At 62.0% G+C, this 15,396-nt stretch carries 15 protein-coding genes; 3 read left to right on the top strand and 12 right to left on the bottom strand.

Going from position 1 to position 15,396, the window contains the following annotated elements; genetic code table 11:
• Positions 1-4: 4 nt before the first annotated feature.
• The 8 genes from ABID58_RS07695 to ABID58_RS07660 all read right to left on the bottom strand — a co-directional run bounded on the left by ABID58_RS07695 (position 5) and on the right by ABID58_RS07660 (position 7,615).
• Positions 5-994, bottom strand: a complete 990-nt coding sequence (locus ABID58_RS07695) for an acetamidase/formamidase family protein (RefSeq protein WP_148749107.1) — start codon at positions 992-994, stop codon at positions 5-7.
• 30 nt (positions 995-1,024) lie between these two features.
• Complete coding sequence (locus ABID58_RS07690) at positions 1,025-1,744, bottom strand: ABC transporter ATP-binding protein (protein ID WP_148749216.1); 720 nt, start codon at positions 1,742-1,744, stop codon at positions 1,025-1,027.
• 1 nt (position 1,745) lies between these two features.
• Positions 1,746-2,462, bottom strand: a complete 717-nt coding sequence (locus ABID58_RS07685; RefSeq protein ID WP_354032157.1) for an ABC transporter ATP-binding protein — start codon at positions 2,460-2,462, stop codon at positions 1,746-1,748.
• Positions 2,462-3,526 carry a branched-chain amino acid ABC transporter permease gene (locus tag ABID58_RS07680; RefSeq protein ID WP_354032156.1) on the bottom strand — a complete coding sequence of 355 codons (1,065 nt, stop codon included), beginning with the start codon at positions 3,524-3,526 and terminating at the stop codon, positions 2,462-2,464. The genes ABID58_RS07685 and ABID58_RS07680 overlap by 1 nt, the downstream gene beginning before the upstream one ends.
• 15 nt (positions 3,527-3,541) lie before the next feature.
• On the bottom strand, positions 3,542-4,414 hold the full coding sequence (locus ABID58_RS07675; protein WP_354032155.1) for an ABC transporter permease subunit: 873 nt from the start codon (positions 4,412-4,414) through the stop codon (positions 3,542-3,544).
• 114 nt (positions 4,415-4,528) lie between these two features.
• Positions 4,529-5,782 (bottom strand): urea ABC transporter substrate-binding protein, encoded by a 1,254-nt coding sequence (locus ABID58_RS07670; RefSeq protein WP_354032154.1) that lies wholly within the window; start codon positions 5,780-5,782, stop codon positions 4,529-4,531.
• Positions 5,783-5,792: 10 nt separating this feature from the next.
• Complete coding sequence (locus ABID58_RS07665; protein WP_148749112.1) at positions 5,793-6,458, bottom strand: ANTAR domain-containing response regulator; 666 nt, start codon at positions 6,456-6,458, stop codon at positions 5,793-5,795.
• On the bottom strand, positions 6,455-7,615 hold the full coding sequence (locus tag ABID58_RS07660; RefSeq protein WP_354032153.1) for a transporter substrate-binding domain-containing protein: 1,161 nt from the start codon (positions 7,613-7,615) through the stop codon (positions 6,455-6,457). The genes ABID58_RS07665 and ABID58_RS07660 overlap by 4 nt, the downstream gene beginning before the upstream one ends.
• Before the next feature lie 93 nt (positions 7,616-7,708).
• Here ABID58_RS07660 and ABID58_RS07655 point away from each other — a divergent pair, with 93 nt between their 5' ends.
• Positions 7,709-7,834, top strand: a complete 126-nt coding sequence (locus tag ABID58_RS07655; protein WP_256468200.1) for a hypothetical protein — start codon at positions 7,709-7,711, stop codon at positions 7,832-7,834.
• Positions 7,835-7,876: 42 nt separating this feature from the next.
• Here the strand turns inward: ABID58_RS07655 and ABID58_RS07650 are convergent, their stop codons facing one another.
• The 4 genes from ABID58_RS07650 to ABID58_RS07635 form a co-directional block, all read right to left on the bottom strand.
• On the bottom strand, positions 7,877-9,103 hold the full coding sequence (locus ABID58_RS07650; RefSeq protein ID WP_354032152.1) for a Zn-dependent hydrolase: 1,227 nt from the start codon (positions 9,101-9,103) through the stop codon (positions 7,877-7,879).
• A complete protein-coding gene (locus tag ABID58_RS07645) occupies positions 9,100-10,272 on the bottom strand; it encodes an iron-containing alcohol dehydrogenase (protein WP_354032151.1) in 1,173 nt (390 codons plus the stop codon). Before ABID58_RS07645 ends, ABID58_RS07650 begins: the two co-directional genes overlap by 4 nt.
• A 182-nt stretch (positions 10,273-10,454) precedes the next feature.
• A complete protein-coding gene (locus tag ABID58_RS07640; protein ID WP_354032150.1) occupies positions 10,455-11,822 on the bottom strand; it encodes a glutamine synthetase family protein in 1,368 nt (455 codons plus the stop codon).
• 19 nt (positions 11,823-11,841) lie between these two features.
• Positions 11,842-13,185, bottom strand: coding sequence for an aspartate aminotransferase family protein (locus ABID58_RS07635; protein WP_354032149.1), 1,344 nt, complete (start codon positions 13,183-13,185; stop codon positions 11,842-11,844).
• Positions 13,186-13,523: 338 nt separating this feature from the next.
• Between ABID58_RS07635 and ABID58_RS07630 the strand changes: the two genes are divergently transcribed.
• Together ABID58_RS07630 and ABID58_RS07625 are read left to right on the top strand one after the other, a co-directional pair.
• Positions 13,524-14,360 carry a DeoR/GlpR family DNA-binding transcription regulator gene (locus ABID58_RS07630; protein ID WP_148749117.1) on the top strand — a complete coding sequence of 279 codons (837 nt, stop codon included), beginning with the start codon at positions 13,524-13,526 and terminating at the stop codon, positions 14,358-14,360.
• 13 nt (positions 14,361-14,373) lie between these two features.
• The gene (locus ABID58_RS07625) at positions 14,374-15,393 is read left to right on the top strand and encodes a helix-turn-helix domain-containing protein (RefSeq protein WP_354032148.1); all 1,020 of its coding nucleotides are present in this window, start codon (positions 14,374-14,376) and stop codon (positions 15,391-15,393) included.
• Positions 15,394-15,396 lie beyond the last annotated feature (3 nt).

Genomic DNA, 15,396 nt, shown 5'->3' with positions numbered 1-15,396 from the left:
GCCCTCAGACGAGATAGGATTTCTTGATGGAGGCGCCTAGCGTATATTTGGGATCGACCATGTTGCCGACACGCATGCGTCCGGCCTGCGTTAGCAGCATGTAGGCGTCGATCTCGTCGAAGCCGTAGTCGGCCGCCATCCAGCGGCAGAGCTCGCGATAGGCGATGCGGGCGGCATCCTCCATCGGCCGCGCCGAGCCAATGGTCATGATGAACTCCTTCGTCTCGAGCCGCGGCCACGCAATGGTCCAGCCCTTGACCAAATCGATCTGAACCGTGGTCACGGTCGGATGCTCGATGGCGACGCCGCAGAGCTCGCCATCGCCTTGTGCGGCATGGCAGTCGCCAAGATAAAGCAGCGCACCCTTGGTGTTGACCGGCAGGTAAATGACGGCACCGACACCGACATCAGGAAGGTCCATGTTGCCACCGTAATAGTCCGGAACCAGCGACGAGATCGCCTCAATCTCCGGCGAGGTGCCGATGGTGCCTATGAAGGGTTCATAGGGCAGCGTGATCTTGTCGTTCCACTTCGTTCCGGCCTTGGCATCGATCTCGAGCTTTTTAACTCGCTCGGGGAGCGCGGGATTGAGCAGCGCAGTTTGACCAGTGCTGACCAGCCCTCCGAAGTCCGGCATGACCACGGTGGTGCCGCACGGCTGCGGTCCCCGTGGCACAATGCTTTCGATATAAACGGCCAGCACGTCGCCTTTCTCGGCGCCATTGACGTGGATCGGGCCGTTCTGCGGATTGAGGAACGGGAAGTTGAGGATCTTGGACGGGCTATCGGTCTCGTGCTTGATTGCGCCTTCGAACGCGTCATGCGTCTCGGCGGAAACGACCGCGCCCGGATCAACCGTCAGCACCGGCTTCACGTAGGGGCCGTAGACATAATGGTACTTGCCCTGCTCGGTTTCGGTGATCGTGTATTCCCTGCCGCGCTCGCCCTTGGCGACACCCTTGCGAGCCATAATCGAGTCGTTTTGCCAGGCCATTGCTGTTCTCCTTGGTTATAGGCGTCGCTTTCAAACCGCGAGGTGGCGGCGCATCTCCGCCTCATCGTCGAGCGCCGAGCGGTCGAGGCTTGCGACGATGCGGCCTTTGTCCATGACGTAGCAGCGCTGCGCCATAGCGCGGATCATGTCGAGATTCTGCTCAACCAGGATGATGGTCACACCGGTCCTTCGGTTGAGCTCGACCATATTGCGTGCGATGTCCTGGACGATGTTGGGCTGGATGCCCTCCGACGGTTCGTCGAGCAGGATGAGATTGGGATCAGCAATCAAGACTCGTCCGATCGCGAGTTGCTGCTGCTGGCCGCCGGACATGGTGCCGGCACGCTGGGTCCAGCGCTCGGCGAGAATCGGAAACGCCTCGACGATCTTGCGCCGACCCGCCTCGGGGATACCGCTGCCCTTGATCGCGGCGCCGACCGCGACGTTCTCGCCGACAGTCAGCCGCGGGAACACGTCGCGCCCCTGCGGCACATAACCCATACCGAGGCGAGCCCGCTTGTGCGCCGGGAGAGATTCCACCGCCTCGCCGCGATAGACGATGGAGCCGCTCATTGCTGGCACCAGCCCGATCAGGCTCTTCATCAGCGTGGACTTGCCGACACCGTTGCGTCCGATGACAGCGACGATCTCGCCTTCCCGCACCTCGATCTCGAGGCCCTGCAGGACGGGCTTGCCGCCATAGCCGGCGCGCAGAGCCAGCGTCGAGAGAATCACTTCCTTACGCGGCATATCAAGCATGGGCCTGCCCCAGATAGATCGCCGCCACACGCTCGTCCGCCACGATCTCGTCGATCGAGCCTTGCGCAAAGACCTGGCCGAGATGCAACACGGTCACGCGCTGGGCGACCTGGCGTACGAAGGCCATGTCGTGCTCGATCGCCAGCACAGTCATGCCATCGGCATTGAGCCGCTGCACCATTTCACCCGTCATATGGGTTTCCTCCGGAGACATGCCGGCGGTCGGCTCGTCGAGCAACAGAAGACTTGGTTTCAAGCTGATCGCCATGCCGATCTCAAGCCACTGCTTCTGGCCGTGGCTAAGATTGCCGGCGGTCTGCGCGTGCTCGCTCTCCAGTCCGAGGAAGACGAGCAGTCTGTCGATCTCCGCTTCGAGCTCCCTACCGCGATGCCGGCTCTGCAAGGCGATCTCAACGTTCTGCCGGACGGATAAGCCCTTAAAGACTCCAGGCACCTGGAACTTGACCGACAGTCCGCGGCGAATCCGCGCAAACGACTTCAGCGCCGTGATGTTCTCTCCCGCGAAGAGGACATCGCCGCTGCCGGGATGGTGCTCACCGAGGATCAGGCGGAACAGCGTGCTCTTGCCGGCGCCGTTCGGGCCAATCAGGCAGTGGATCTCACCCGCCTCCAACGTGAGGTCAACGGCATTGGTGACGTGCAGGCCGCCAAAATGCTTATTCAGTTTACGGAGCTCGAGCAACGCCATCAGCTAGCCCTTTGGGTGATACGCGCGGCGAGCCGTCCGAGCCAGTTCATCGTTCCGAGCACGAGGCCGTTCGGGGCAATGAGGACGGTCAGCACCAGCAGCACACCCATGAAGACGAGCGCATACTGGCTTCCGTAGATCGTAAGCGCCTGGAATGCCGCCAGCACGACCAGCGTGCCGACCACGGTCGAGGTCAGATCGCTGCGGCCGCCGACGGCAACCCAGATCAGCGGCAGCGCCGCTGCCGTCATACCCATGCTCGACGGTGTGATATATTGTCCCCACGCCGTGTAGAGCACGCCTGATATCCCCGCGAGCACGGCGCCGATGACGAAAGTGATGAGCTGGTACTTGCGCACATCGTAGCCCAGCATCTCGGCCCGTTCCGGGTTCTCGCGAATCGCGACGATCACGTTGCCGAACGACGAGTTCATCAGGATGCGCAAGGCCAGATAGACGAAGACCAAAAGGCCAAGCACGAAATAATAGAGCCCAACATCGGCGAATAGCACGATCGGCTCGCCCGGCCAGGGGATGGTCAGAGGCGGCATCGCGCTCATGCCGTTGAAGCCGTTGAGCCGGGCGCTACCAATGTGCCACTCCGGCCCCGCGGTCTGCGCCATGAAGCGCTCCAGCATCAAGGTCACGGCGAGCGTGACGATGCCGAGGAATACGCCGGCGATGCGGCCGAAGAACATGAAGTAGCCGAGCAAGGCCGCAAAGAGCGCCGCAATCGCGACCGCCGCCACCAGCGCCACCAGTGTGAATCCATAGGCCGAACCGAAATTGAGCGTCAGCACGCCGTAGCCGTAACCCGCGATGCCGAAGAACGCGGTTTGCCCGAAAGACAGTGAGCCGCCATAGCCCCAGATAAGGCAGAGGCTGAGAGCGATGAACACCCAGACGAAGAAGTAGACGGTGTTGCCGACCGTGTAGCCGTCGCTGAACAGTGGATAGGCGACCGCGATCATCATCACGACGGCAAACAGGCTCCAGAAGGCTGGACCACGACCGACGGTCTGCGGGCCTTCGAGACGACGAAAGAAAGAGGCGAAACCGCTCACGACGCCATCACTCCGTCAGGTTCGTTCGCGCAGCACGAAACCGGAGATGCCCTTCGGCAGCACCCGGACCACAATGATGACGGCGACCAAAAGACCGATCTGACCAAATAACTGCCCTTGCCAGGACGTCATCCCCGACTTCACGATCGCAAGCAGGCCGCCGGCCGGCGCTGTGCCGAGGAACACGTCGGCGCCGCCGATTACCACGGTGACGAATGCCTCCATGATGAAGGTCGCGCCCATGGTGGGCACCAGCGTCATGGTCGGCGCATAAAGACCGCCAGCAAGACCGGCGAGCCCCGCGCCGCAGGCGAAGGTGAGGCTATAGATCAGGCGGGTGTCGACCCCGAGCGCGGCGGCCATATGCGGGACCTGAATGGTGGCGCGCGCCAGCACGCCGAAGCGGGTCCAGTTGAACAGCGCGTAGAGCCCGGCCAGCACGCCGAGCGCGGCGCAGAACAGCACAATGCGATAGATCGAATAGGAATAGTCGCCAACTTGAAAGCTGCCGAACGGCGTGCCGACGCCGGCCATGGTCGATCCGACCATGATCAACGTGCCCTGCGTTGCGATCAGGCTGAGGCCCCAAGTCGCGACGATGGTGTCGAGCGGCCGGTCGTAGAGATGGCGGATGACCGCCAGCTCGACCAGGACGCCGACGAGCGCGGATATGATCGTGCCTGCCAGTATGCCCAGCGGCAGCGGCAAGCCCGCATGCACGGTCGCCGCCGTCACATACGCACCGCACATGATGAACTCGCCATGAGCGAGATTGATCACGCCCATCATGCCGAAGATCACCGCGAGCCCGCAGGCCGACAGCACCAGGAACGCGAAGGCGTCACCGAATTGATAGAGCGCCGAAAAGACGTGGGTCGCGATGTCCATGAACCAACCAGTTTGTAGGAAGACGCGGCGTCACCGCCGCAGATGTCCGTGATCGCCCCGGCCCGCCGGCAACGCCGGGGCGTGCCCGGAGGGCCGGAGCGATCAGCCGCCGGGTCAGGGTTTCGGCGGCGGATTCGACGGCGTGTATTGGGCCATCGGATCTTTCTTGGTGAGATCGCAGCCGGCGTCACCCAGCCAGTACGGCTTGATGTCCTCCCAGGTCTTCGGGAAGGAGATCGAATGGTCGGCACCCACCTTGGCCAGATAGATCGTGTGCGACATATGCTGGCTCTTGGGGTCGATGCAGACCTTGCCCTCCGGCGCATCCATGCAGACATCTCCCATCGCGATCACCTTTCGGATGTCCTCCCGCTTGGTCGATTTCGCCCGCTCCACCATCTGCTTGTAGAGATAGACGGCGAGATAGGAGTTTTCCGCCTCCTGGTTCACATAGGGCTCGCTCGGGAACTTCGCCTTGAACTTGGCGTAGAACGCCTTGCTCTTGGGCGAGGCGATCTCCTCGATGTAATTGGTGGTGACGTACATGTCCTTCAGGCTCGGCGGCTTGAAGCGCTTGTGTTCGTAGCCCTGCCCTACATTGACCGAGGACGCCATCGGCAGGTTGACATTGGCGGAAGCGGCCTGCTCGTAATAAGAGGCCTGCGCGGTGCCAACCAGCAGCGTGACCACGAAGTCGGGCTTGGCCTTCTGGATATTCTGGATGCTCTGCGAGAATTGCGACACGCCGAGCGGGATGAATTCCTCGCCGGCCATCTTGCCACCGTTCTCCTTGACGATCTTGCGTACCCACTCCGCCGAGATCTGGCCGAAATTGTAATCGGCCGCCAGCGTGTAGACGTTCTTGCCGTACTTCTCCATCATGTAGGGGATCAGCGTGGAGAACTGCTGCTCGGGCACCGCGCCGGTGACGATCATGTGGCCGTCGCAGACGCCGCCTTCATACTGATTGTTGTAGAAGGCGAAGCCGTTGAACTGATCGACGATCGGGCGATAGGCCTCGCGCGAGGCCGAAGAGAAGCCAGCAAACACGACGTCGACCTTGTCGCGCTGGAGCACGCGCCGCATGAACTCCTGGTAGCGGGTGTTGTCGGATTGGGTATCGTAAGGAACGAGCTCAAGCGGCCGACCCATGATGCCGCCGGCCTTGTTGATTTCCTCGGCGGCGAGCTCGATGGCGTGGACCTTGCCGATGGTGGCCGCGGCGAAGTCGCCGGACTGATCCTCCAGCACGCCGAGCTTGATCGGATTTTCCGCGGCGAGTGCCGGGGCTGATCCAAGATGGGATCCGAGGACAAGCGTCCCCGTGAGGGCTGCGGCACGCAGCCCCCGCAATACAGACTTGCTCATTTTGCTTCTCCTAGATGGCTTGCTTGTCGCCGCCTTGCAGCATGATGCCGGTCGTGCGGCCCGTCATATCGGGCGGCTTCGCCCGCTTGTTCAGAAACTCCTCGCAATAGAGTTCCATGTTCTGCCGCGCGCGCATGCTTTCGCGACGGAGCCGGGAATAGGCACCCTCCTCGTCAAAGCCATCCTGCTGCATCAGCAGGATGACGGCCCGGATCACCGCGCGGCGGCCGCGACGGCGCTCCTCGAGGTCCTGCAGACGCTCAAACATTTCAGCGCGCAGCAGGAACTGGTTGATGCCCATGAAAAGCGACGTATAGACCGCGCCACCATGCACCGGCTTGCGCAGGAATGAGGTGGCGCCGAGATTAACCAGCGCCTTGAGCCGGCTTGGCGCCTCGACGCCGACGAGCCCGATCACCGGCACCGGCGGTAGCCGCGAAGCCGGGTTGACCTCGATCGCAACCGCGCCTTCGAGGTCGCCGTCGACGAACAGGATGTCCCGGTCGGCCTGAAGGCTCGCAACGTCGATCTGCGCGTGGCTATCGATGATCTCCGGATATTCAGTGGAGACCCCGAGCTTGGCGAGCGTTGTTTCGAGCGTGCTTTCCCATCCGCCTCGCCGGGTGACGACGATGGCGCGGCCGCCCTTGAAGTTCTGTAGCAGTCGGGAGCTCATGATTGCACCACCTTCAACAGCGGAGATCGCATCGCGCTGGCAAAGCGCGGCGACGACTGAACAAGATACGGATCTGGCGCGATCGGCTCGCGGGATTCCAGCAGCACCTCGAACTGCCCGTTGGCGGCCGAGCGACCGATCCGTGGCGTGAGCCAAGCGTGAAAGGTCTGCCGGTCGATGCGGACTTCCCCTTGCGGGGCGCGCAGTCGTTGATCGGCCACAGCGGCGCGCACCGTGCGGGCGTCGTCAGTCCCGGCCTGCGCCAATGCCGCTGCGAGCAGCTTGACGGCGATGTAGGAGGATTCAGCATCTGCCGACGACACCGGTCCATCCGGAAAAGACGCCGTGTAGGCGCGAATGAAGGCGGCATTCTCGGGAGAATTCAGCGAGGAGAAATAGACACTCGAGGACAGGTGCCCATCGACCGCGTCCGGGCCGATTTCCGGCAATTCCGGTTCCGACAGCGTGCAGCTCGCGACCGGAATTTCGGCGGCCTGGTCGATGCCGCGGGCGCGGCAGGCGGCACGGAACGCGCGGAAGAAGGCATAGGCACTCGTGCCGATCAGATTGTTGAAGACGAAATCGGGTCGCTGATCGATGATGGCCGCGATCACCTGGTCGACCTCGGTATCGCCGACCGAAAGATAGCGCTCGGCGAGCACGGCGCCGCCGCGCGCTATCAGCGCCTCGCGAAAGATGCGGTTGTTCTCCCAGGCCCAGATGTAGTTGGAGCCCACACAGAAGGCGCGAGAGCCGACCCGGGACGCCAGGTAATCGACCAACGGCAGTACGTGCTGGTTCGGTGCAGCGCCGGTATAAATGACGTTATCGGAACTCTCAAAGCCCTCGTAGTGAGACGGATACCACAACAGGCCATCGAACTTCTCGAAGCACGGGATCACCTCCTTGCGGCTCGACGAGGTGTAGCAGCCGACCACCTGGCGAATGCCGGACCCCAGGAGTTCGAGGCTGAGCGAACGATAACGAGCGAGATCGCCGGAGGGATTGACCACGACCGGCTCCAATACGATGCCGCCACCGCTCGCATTGACCTCCTGGAAGGCCAGCAATGCGCCGTTAAGGATCGAGCGCGCGACGACGCTGTAGGAGCCCGTCGTCGAGAACATCACGCCAATTCGATACCGCTTCTGCGCCATCACTCGATCCAAAACAAAAAAGCGCCCGTCGGCTGTGAAGCCGAGGGCGCCCTCGCCGCCAACCGAACACGCGATGAAAGCGTGGCGTTGGAAATGGTTGAACTCACCGCGTTGATGGGCCGTCTTGCCCTACGCTTGCACGATACGGTCGTTGAGATCGGATATTATGTCAAGCGCGTTGTTGCAGCGGAAATTGCCGCAATTCGTGCCGGCCTGTAGCAAAACTGTGCAAGGTGGTTCAAGCGCTGGCCCGTTCGGGCGTCACTCTTGCGCAGTGACCATGTGCCACAATGTCTCGACCAGCACGGCGTAGCCCTTGTCGAGAGCTTCAGGTGCCGTGAATTCACGCGGATTGTGGCTGAGGCCGCCTTGGCTGGGCACGAATATGAGTGAAGCCGGAATGCGTTTCTGGATCGCCAGGGCATCATGCCCCGTGATGGTCTTGAGAGTCATGGCCTTGCAGCCGAGATCGCTCGCAACGGCCATGATCAACTCGACACCAGCCGGATCGAGCAAGGGGGCCGACCGCCTCTCGTCGGCGGCTATCGAGATGCTGACTCCGATCTCGCGAGCCTCTCGCTCGATCCGCTTCAGAAATCGGTCACTGATAGCGACAACGACGGCTTCGTCTTCGTGTCGGATCTCGAACCAGACCCTCGCTTGGCCCGCCACCACATTCGGCGAATTCGGGTAGACACTGATGCGAGCCGCCGAGGCATGCGCGCCGGCGTTCTCGCGCGCGACTTCGACATAGAGGGATTCGATCGCACGCGCGGCCGCGCGCAGCGCGTCTCGGCGCATCGGCATCGGCATCGGTCCCGTATGCGAATAATCACCCTCGAAGACGACCGATATCTTGCGGGTCATCCAGGCGCCGGAAACCGCGGCAATGTCCCCTGAGGCCTGCTCAAGCCGATCGCCCTGTTCCACGTGAAGTTCCACATAGCGTACCGGGCGAAGCTCGAGTGGCGTGACACCACAATAGCCGATCGCGGCCAGCGCAGCGCCGAGCGTGACGCCGTCGCCGTCTACGCAGGCATAGGCATTCTGCAAGCTCAAGCTGCCGGCGAAGACGGAGCTACCGGTCAGGCTGGGCTGAAAACGGGCTCCCTCCTCATTGGTCCAGTTTGCGACAGCCAGATTACGTCGTGCGGCGCCGGGGGTCGCAAGACAACGCTCCCTGACCGCTTCCACCGCAAGGAGTCCTGCCAACACACCATAGGCACCATCGTATCGACCGCCCGTCGGCTGAGAATCGAGGTGCGAGCCGGTGATCACGACGTCGTCCGACGCAGGGGCAAGAATTGCGACGCCGAACATGTTGCCGATCGCATCGATCCTCGGCGCGAGGCCGCGTTCGCCGATCTCGCGCAGAAACAGATCTCGCGCCTGCTTGTCGAGCGCCGTTGCTGCAAGCCTGCAGACGCCGCCGTCATCGGTCGCACCAATCACCGCAAAGCCTGCGATGAGATCGTGCAACGCGATCATGTTCCGAGATCGCCGCGAATGGCCGCAAGCGTCAGTTGCTCGAACTCCGCTTCGGTCAACCGCCGGGGATTGGCGCCCGCCGTCGGATCCTTCACCGCATCGGCCGCAATTGCCCGGGCGTCACTCTCCTTCACACCGAGCTCGGCCAAAGTATGCGGCACGCCAAGCTTCTTTCGCAAGGCCAGGATCCAGGACAAAACCGCATCGAAACCATGGTTCGGCAAATTCAGCGCGCGAGCTATGTGCGGAATCTTGTCGGCGATCGCATCTTTATTGCAGACAACGACGTAAGGAAAGACCACAGCATTGGTCAGTCCATGATGGGTGTCGTAGCGCGCACCGACCGGATGGGAAACGGAATGGATTGCGCCCAGTCCCTTCTGGAACGCGGTAGCTCCCATCGACGCAGCCGCGAACATGTACGATCTGGCTTCGAGATCGCGACCATTCTCGACCGCACGCGGCAGGTAGGTGTCGACGATCTTCATCCCCTCAAGGGCAATGCCGTCGGCGAGCGGATGAAATACCTTGACGCAATAAGCCTCGAAGCAGTGCGACAGCGCGTCCATGCCGGTCGCCATCGTCAGAAACGGCGGGAGCCCAATTGCAAGCTCGGGATCCTCGATCGCGATCTTCGGCATCATCATCGGATGGAAGATGATCTTCTTCTCATGGGTGTCCTCGCGCGTGATCACGACGGCACGGCCCACCTCGGAACCCGTGCCGGCCGTGGTCGGCACGGCGATGATCGGTACGATGCCATTCGTGTTGGCGCGGGTCCACCAGTCGTCGACGTCCTCGAAGTCCCATACAGGTCGCGACTGCGCCACCATGAACGCAACGCATTTTCCGACGTCCAGCGCCGAACCTCCCCCGACCGCGATCACGCCGTCATGGCCGCCCGCCTTGAATGCCGCAACACCCGCACGCAAATTCGATTCCGTCGGATTGGCCTTCACGTCGGAGAATACGCCGAGCGGGATATCCGCCTCGCGAACGCGACTGACGATGCCGGCGATGAGGTCGGTCTTGGCAAGACCATGGTCGGTCACCAGCAGAGGCCTGGCAAGGCCGTATGTCCCGCACGCCTCGGCAAGCTCGGCGATGCGTCCCGGACCGGCGATGACGCGGGTCGGAAAATTCCAGGCCCCGGTGATTTGGACATCCATATGCGGCTCTCAGTGCTCGATGCGAAGGTGGAATGATTTTGGTCGGGTCAGCGCCTCAAAGCCGAGGCGCGACATGCCGGTGGCTGCGATTGGGCGGCGGGCAACCTCGCTGCCATCGATCGGTGAAATGCAGACAAAGTCGTTCACGGAAAGTTACTCGTTCGAGGGAAGGAGAAGCGGGATCAGATGATCTCGAAATAGCGAGCAAGCTCCCAATCGGTGATGGCCTTGCGGAATTCGCGCTCCTCCCACTGCCGTGTCATGGCGTAGTGATCGACGAAGACGTCGCCAAACAGATTGCGGGCCGCCTGCGAAGCCATCAATCGCTCGGCGGCTTCCGACAGCGTGCGCGGAAACACACGCTCGGGCGGGTGACTTCGCTCATAGGCATTCCCGACGATTGGCTCGCTCGGTTCGATCTTGTGTTCGATCCCCCAGAGCCCCGATCCCAGCGCCGCGGCAATCGCAAGGTACGGATTGATATCGGCGGCGGCGACCCGGTACTCGACTCGTTGGCTGGCCGGCTTGCCTGGAATGACCCGCAGCGCACAGGTTCGATTCTCGATTCCCCAGGTCGCATCCGTCGGTGCCCAGAAGCCCGGTACCAGACGCGAATAGCTGTTCACGGTGGACGCAACCATCGCAAGCAGATCCGGCAGCAATGCCTGCTGACCGCCGACAAACCAGCGCATGGTATCGGACATGTTGCCTGGACGCCCGCTCTGGTAAAATGCCGGATTGCCGTCCTTGTCGCGCAGCGAGAGATGCAGGTGCCCGGACTGGCCGGGATACGCGTTCGACCATTTGGCCATGAAGGTGAGCATCTTGCCTTGGCGCTCGGCCCAGACTTTCGAAAAGGTCTTGAACAGCACCGCGCGATCCGCCGCCGCGAGCGCATCGGTGTACAGGATCGCCGCTTCCAGGACTCCGGGGCCGGTCTCGGTGTGCAGACCCTCGATTGGCATATCCATCTCGTCGCACAGCTTGAGCAGCGAGCGATGGAATTCCGACTCCACCGAGGCGCGCAGCATGGAATAGCCGAACCAGCCCGGCGTGAGATTCCTCAGCCCGCGAAAGCTCTTTTCCCGCACGCTGTGCGGCGTTTCATCGAACACGAAGAATTCAAACTCGGCCGCCACTGACGGGGCAAATCCCATGCCTTCGGCACGATCGATGACCCGGCGGAGCAGCCGGCGCGGGCACAGCTTTTCCGCTTCGCCCTCGAACTCGCCGAGGAAGAACAGCATGTTCTCTTCCATCGGGATATCGCGGCAGGTCGCCGGATCGATGCGGGCAGTGGCGTCCGGAAAAGCCGTGTGCCACCCGGTAAACTTGCCGGCGTCGTACATCTGGTCGTTGGAATCCCAACCGAAGATGATGTCGCAGAAGCTGAGGCCGCCCTCCAATGCGCCAAAGAACTTGTCACGCGCGAGATATTTTCCACGAATGACGCCGTCGAGATCGACAATCCCAAGCTTGACGTGGGACAGGCCTCGCTCCTCGACCAGAGCCCTGGCATCGGCGGCGGATTTTACGTTTCTTGCATCCATGAACTTCGAACGAGCCCCCTCAAGCCGCCGAGATCGCGCCCAACTCTTCGTCGCAGGCGGTGATGAATATGTCCGCGTGATCCGTGCCGAAACACAGCGGCGGACGAATTTTGAGCGTACTGCCGAATGGTCCGGCGGCGCCGATCAGGAAGCCGCGCTGGCGCAGCCGGTTGATCAGCGTGATTGCGAGCTCCGGCGCCGGCTCCCTGCTGTCACGATCAGTTACGAGCTCGAGCCCGATGAACAGACCGGCACCGCGAACATCCCCGATCTGGATGTGCCGATTGCCGATCTCGCGCAATCCGTCCATCAGATGACGTCCGACCTCGCGCGCATTCTGCAACAGGCCCTCATCATTGATCACGTCGAGCACCGCAAGCCCGGCCGCTGCGGCCACCGGGTTGCCGCCGAACGTGTTGAAGTACTTCACTTCCGCCGCAAAACAATCGAGCAATGGTGCACGCAGAGCGACGCCTCCCATGGGGAAGCCATTGCCCATGGGCTTGCCCATGGTCACGACGTCGGGGACAACACCGTGACGCGCGAAGCCCCACATGGCTGCACCGGTGCGTCCAAAACCGGGCTGCACCTCGTCGGCAATGAACAGGCCCTTGCGTTCGTGGACGAGTTTCACGGTCGGCGCCAGGAAGCCGGCCGGATCGGAATAGACACCGTCGCTCGAAAAGATCGTATCCACCAGCAGCCCTGCAAACCCGACACCGCTTCGCTCGAGATCGGTAATTGCCGCAGCAACACCGTCGGCGAAACGCCGACCGGGATCGCCAACGGAATTGCGGAACATCTCAGGCGCCGGCACCACCCGCACATGGGACGGCAATGGTTGGCCGGGACGTGAGGACGGCGATACATCGGTCACGGCTGCAGTATTGCCGTGATACGCCGTCTCCGTGACGATGAAGCCGGTCCGGCCGGTTGCGACCTTCGCGATCCGCAGCGCCAGATCGTTAGCCTCGCTCCCGGTGCACGTCAGCACCAGATGATCGATCTCGGATGGAAAGGTCGCCAGCAAGCGCTCCGCATAGACATCGACCACGTCGTTGAGATAGCGCGTGTGGATGTTGAGCACGCCGACCTGGCGGCGAACGGCCTCAACGACGCGAGGGTGCGAATGCCCTACTGACGGGACGTTGTTGTAGAGATCGAGATATCGGCGGCCTTCGAGGTCGAACATGTAGACGCCTTCGGCGCGCTCCATTCGGATCGGCTCCTCGTAAAACAGGACCGAAGCCTTGCCGAAGGATCGCAGGCGTCGTTGCACCGCCTCCCCGAGTTCGGCGCCCATCGCGGACGCGCGGCTCTGGTCGAAGGCGTTCAACGCCAGAATTTCTCGTTCCTTCTGCACCGCACGCCTCCTCTGACCGCGCCTTGCGCAAGTCAAAGCGATCACTGCAGCGATCGTGCCGCAGCCATTCCACGACCAGCTTGGAGAAATGTGTGAATTCCCACAACGTCAAGCTGATCAGAGGCAAGAAACATCAGAGCCTCAGGCACACAGCCTCTGGCGTTCGGAAATACTATCTTGTTTTCAATATATTAAGCCGATGCCGACGTGACTTGCGGCGATATCGGGCATTTGGCTGCTCAAAATTTGAGGGAGTTGCCACAAAATTAGTGTATCTTTCCAATATGCCGTGAGAAAGAATTCCTTGTGCCGACGGCTGGGCAGGTGAGGACACCCCAATGACGAGCGAGCCGCTACAGACCAGCGACGCCTCCGGGGCCGACAAGCGGCCACGAAAGACCGATGGCGATCGCCTCTCGAAGCTGGCGCGCCACAAGCACATCATCGCGCAACTCACCGCCGCCCCTACCCTGCGCGCCTCCGAGATTGCGGCGTCGCTTGGTGTATCCGGCGAAACCATACGCCGTGACCTCGTTGAGCTTCAGGAACAGAAGCTCATCAACCGGACCTATGGCGGCGCCTCCCGCCCGTTTGCGCTCGAGCCGGCTCTCACCGATCGCAAGGCGCTCATGATCGCCGAACGCGAAGCGATCGCCGCCGTGATCGCCGACCTCGTTCTGCCAAACGAAGTCCTGATGCTGGCCGCGGGCGCCACGACGTTTCACGTCGCGAGACGATTGGCTTTGCGCGCGCGCGACATCACGGTCATCACGCACGACTATGCGATTGCTGGCGCGCTCGCCGTCAACTCCTCCATCAGGGTGCTGTGCTGCCCGGGCCGCTATCACCCGACCGAAGGCTACGTGTTCGGTACACAGACAATCGCCAACATCAACAGCTACGAGGCCAACCGTGCCATCGTGAGTGCGACAGGCATCAGCGCCCGGGGCGCGAACGATGCGGATGACGAGGCTGGCGCGATCTATGGCGCGATGGTGAAGCGCGCTGCGGAAGCGATCCTGGTCGCCGATCACAGCAAATTCGACCAGCGCGCTCTGACCGTGTTTGCGCAATGGACCGATATCGACCGTCTGGTTACCGATCGGCAACCGGAAGGATCTCTGGCAACGGCACTCCGTGAAGCCGGAACGGAGTTGATTGTTGCCCAACCCTGAGAAAGACCAAACCATGGCAAGCCTCACATCTCTTGCTTCTCGCGAGGAGAATACCGGCCTTGATGGTGACGGAGACAAGGGTCCTGCGCTGCACCAGCGAACCAGGATCGGTCGCCTCGATCTCGAACTCGTCGAGCCGCACCGAGCCTTCACCTGCAGTTGGAAACGCACCTCCAGCATCCACGATGCTTCCTATGCGCTTGTCTTTCCCCTGACGGGCTGTGTGGCATTCAGCCAGGACGGCCGCGTCGGTATTGCCATGGCCGGCGAATATGTCCTGCTCAGTGAACTCGCCTTCTACGAATTGTCGACCGACAAGGCCGCTCGCTTTCTGATGCTTCGAATCCCGGCCGCGGAGCTGCGCGGACGTCTCGTGTCGATCGAGGATCACATCAGCCGGCGCTTCAAGCCAAACGAACAGATGACCCGCCTTCTGGCCGGAATGATCGGAAACGTGGCCGAGCTGTTCATCGAGCTTCCGGCGCCGAATCCACAGGCGCTTGCGACCGAAGTCATCAGCTTCGTAGCGCTCACGATCGGCTCGGAGGACCGGGGCGCCGCCACGGACGTCCGCAATGCGCGCTATCATCTGCGTCGCAGGATCGTTGATTTCATCGAAATCCATCTCGGCGACCAGTCCCTCTCACCGAAGAAAATTGCGGCCAGCAGCCGAATCTCGCTGAGCTATCTCTACAGTCTGTTCACGGACAACGAGACCACAGTCAGCCAGTTCGTGCAGACCAAGCGGCTGCAGCGAGCCTACGAAATCCTGGTTGCCGATCCCAAGGGCCACCGTACCGTGTCGGAGGTCGCCTACGAAGTGGGCTTCAAGAACGTCTCGCATTTCTCGCGTTGCTTCAGCCGCCACTTCAAGGTGGCCCCGCGTGACGTTCGCCAGGCGCCGGAAGCCGCGCCCCGGCCCGGTGCTGCCGAACCGAACGAATCGTCTTCGCCACGATTGGCCTCCTCACGCAGGGCTTTCGGATCTCCGTATTGGGACGTCCACAAGCAAGAGCTTCGCGAGACGGTTTAGAGC

This window comes from Bradyrhizobium sp. S3.2.6 (assembly GCF_040546885.1).
GTDB lineage: Bacteria > Pseudomonadota > Alphaproteobacteria > Rhizobiales > Xanthobacteraceae > Bradyrhizobium > Bradyrhizobium cytisi.
The sequence above is the reverse complement of the archived record's forward strand: the minus strand, read 5'-3'. Positions and strand labels throughout refer to the sequence as shown.